The sequence below is a fragment of the Helicobacter didelphidarum genome (assembly GCF_003364195.1).
Taxonomy (GTDB): Bacteria; Campylobacterota; Campylobacteria; order Campylobacterales; family Helicobacteraceae; genus Helicobacter_A; species Helicobacter_A didelphidarum.
Genome location: NZ_NXLQ01000075.1, coordinates 1 through 3,139, shown reverse-complemented (window position 1 = coordinate 3,139; position 3,139 = coordinate 1). Strand labels below are relative to the sequence as shown.

The window sequence follows — 3,139 nt, the reverse complement described above, 5'->3', positions numbered from 1 at the left end:
ACCGAATAATCCATAGGCAAAATTATACACAATCATTCTTGAGTGAATTGGTATAGGATAGGTAAGAAATGTGTCATTATCCATAAATAATGGTGCATTATATGTAGGTTGTAGTTTCAATTCTAGCTCTTTGTATCTCTCTAGGAGTTCTTTAGAATCTGTTTGATAATAATGCTTAATCCATTGCTCGATAAAGACTTCAGCGATACCTAAACCAATATTTTTTGATAAATCAGAAATGAGTATTTTTTTAGCAATTGCTTTTGATGTTTGACTATGCCGTATTTTTGCTTCATTTGAGATTTGGTTTCTTCCACTATATTTTTTATCATCATGATAATCTATTGTTATGCGTAATGTATCGCTATCTAAAAATGCAAATAGTTTTATGCCATATCTATTAGCAATGATTTGTTTTTTAGATTCTAATAGATATTTTAGCCTATTTTGTAATTGATTTAATGTATCCATAATATGCTTATTATTTTTATTTGATGTCTTCATAATATTCTTGTTATTTTTAAATGTTTCAATCATATCTTGCATATTTTTTTCTAATACTTCAAAAGTTGCTTGTTTGATAAGGTATGGTATTTTTGTAAGCTGTATAAGTCCAGAGGTGTATTTTAGCGAATCTTTAAAACCAATACTTTTATTTACAGAATATATAGAAGTAAAGCATAATGTGGTAAATATGATAGATAAAGCCTCCAATTTTTTCTCTTTAGAATCTGCAAAAAGTATTTTTGTGGAAGGTAGGATTGTAGTTAAGATATTTTGTCCTATAGCTTTTACTATGGGGATAAGTGCCTCATCTAATTGTATCGTTGTTAATAATTCTTTGCCTAAATCTTGTTTTATATTATCAATACAAGTTGATAAGCTATAATGACTTAAGTTTTTTGAAAAAGGAGCATAATTGATAGTGCCTACTAAAATAGTAAATTCATTATGTTCATTTTTCTCAAATTCAACAATAGCTTGCTTGATTTGGTCTTTGATATATTGTAAATCAACTTTTATGGGTATTTTTTGAGTATATGAATCGTTATTAGGATAAAATTCAAATCTTGTATTTCTCCCATACAATTTTTCATCTATATCATCAAATTCGGCATAAGTCCCTAAAAAGCCCTGCATGATTTGTATATGCTCTTCCTCCATACAATAAAGTATCGTGGCTTTTATAAAAATACTATCAGCAGTATATGGTGACTTTATATTATCAAATATTTGTTTATAGTTTTGTATAACTTTTTTTACAGCTTTTTTTTGCATTTCTTTTATTTGTTCTAAAGTGCTATTTTGTATCATACAGCTTTGAATATAGTCTCTATCTGCTAGAGACATATTAGGCAAGTCTCTCCAATATTTTTTTTTGTTCTTTGTTGCTTTTACAAATGGAGAGATTTGCAAAAATAATTCTTTTTGATTTTTATTCTTCTTATCTTTCAAAATGTATCTACTATAATCTTGTGTTGGATTGTGCTTTTGTGCTACTGGAGGAGTTGGTCTGCCTTGTATTTGTGTTTGAAATATATCTGTTATAGCTTCTACACTTCCTGCCACATGCTTTTTGGGTGGTGGGGTTACTAAAATATAATGTTTATAATCTTGTGAGGCATAATTTATATCATCATATTTTATCGTTTTTGCTAAAAAACTAGAAGCAAAAATAGGGTGTTGAATATAAACAAGATTTTTATATGAATCTTGTAACGCAGTAAAAAATTTATAACTCACTGATTTGTTAATATTTGTATTAGAATCTATTAAAGCTGATACACACATACAAGAAGTATTGCTAAAATTATCTATATCAAATTTCTTATCTCCCCTTAGCAAATCTATTACATTATGCACATTGCCTGCATATTTTCCCTCTATAATGTGATTGGTATATGGCGTGAGGATAAAGCTACTATCGATAAATAGTTGCGGTAAATAAATACCACTCAAATCAAGAAAATTACTTTCATTATCCAGCAATGTTAATGATTGTAATTTAGGATTACATAAAGCAATAGCGTAAGCAACATTATCAAATAATACTTCCAAAAGTGGCACAACTATAGCTCGATAATATCTATTATCTTTTATTTCATTATATTCTTTTATAATATTATTAAATCCAAATCCAGTAGTAATGCCTGTAATACCCATAGAGAGGATTGCCAATATAGCTCCACCACCAAAAGATACATATATTGCAATGGCACCTATAGCTAATTTAAGAAACATAAGCAATGCCATACGGGCTTTATCATCATCTTTTTGTCTATAGGCTTCTTGAAGATTGATTAGAATCTTATCTCGTGTGTCTTTCAGTGTCGCTTGTAATTGATTTATTTGTTTCTGACGCTCTTTATTATCTTCTATATAAATTTTAAATTGTTTTTCTAGCATATTTGCTAACTCAAGAAAAAACTCTTTAAATACTTTAATTCCACTAGAATCTTTAGCATCTTTTTGTATATCATCTAAAGTAGTTTCAGAAATATAAGCTTTGCTATAATCCAACAAATCAATATATTCAAAAAAGCTAAAATTATCAAAATTCTCATTTAATATATTTCTTTTTTCCATATCACTTATGTGATACAAGTCTGCGGGATTAGAAAGGGGAGAGTTTAACAAAGATAAAAGTATATCAAGCATTTTTATCTGAAACGAGTCATCTACTGGCTTATTAATCTGCTCTTTAGCTGTTTTTTTTACATTGATTAAAAATTTACTAAAAGGATTCTTATCATTATTGTTTATAAACTCAATATTTAAGTCTTGTATTTTATTCCTTCTTTTATTAATTTGTTCTGTATTATGCAATTCATCAAAATTAATATTGTTATGACAATAAAATTTTGCTTCTATATTTTTATCTAAGATAAAATGATCATAAAGGCACTCTATAATGTATGAATTAGGTGCTATGATAGAAATATTTTTTTTAAGATTTAAAAAATTATTAATTTTATTTTTTACTTCTTTAGCATCTATTCCTTGATGTATGTTATTAATCATTATAGAATGCAACTTATCTTCTCCCATTCCCTACCTCACATATATATTTGATAGAGTATTATAGCTATTATGATTGCTTTGTGTATCCTCTCTATCCTCATTACCAAATTCTATCGTA

General features: G+C 27.4%; 1 protein-coding gene. It reads right to left on the bottom strand.

Features of this window, described 5'->3' with window-relative positions; translation table 11 throughout:
• On the bottom strand, positions 1 to 3,048 hold a 3,048-nt coding region (locus CQA53_RS10595; RefSeq protein WP_147290041.1), incomplete at its 3' end, for a hypothetical protein.
• Positions 3,049 to 3,139 lie beyond the last annotated feature (91 nt).